General features: G+C 49.4%; 1 protein-coding gene. It reads right to left on the bottom strand.

The window, feature by feature from the left end:
• Positions 1 to 221 (bottom strand): GDP-mannose 4,6-dehydratase (locus DX909_RS29400; protein ID WP_128548883.1); only part of this gene is annotated, 221 nt, incomplete at its 3' end.
• Positions 222 to 308 lie beyond the last annotated feature (87 nt).

Genomic DNA, 308 nt, shown 5'->3' with positions numbered 1-308 from the left:
ATGATGCGGATGACGTTGGTCGAGTCCGACAAATCGCCGAAGTGCAGTTTGAGTCGTACGCCCTTTTCATGCGGATCTTCGTAGAGGTTATCGATCCGCTGGGTATTGAACAGGGAGCTCCGACGCTTCACCCCATGGACTTCATAGCCTTTGGCCAGCAATAATTCGGCGAGATAGGCTCCGTCCTGTCCGGTAATCCCTGTAATAAGTGCTTTTTTCATATTCCTAAAGGCTCTTACTGATTTAGGTAAGTGGTTACGTATTGATAGAAAGGTTCACGCATTCTGGGCCACTTCGGGCGAAACCGT

Source organism: Larkinella soli, from assembly GCF_003703975.1.
In the GTDB taxonomy this organism is placed as follows: domain Bacteria; phylum Bacteroidota; class Bacteroidia; order Cytophagales; family Spirosomataceae; genus Larkinella; species Larkinella soli.
The sequence above is the reverse complement of the archived record's forward strand: the minus strand, read 5'-3'. Positions and strand labels throughout refer to the sequence as shown.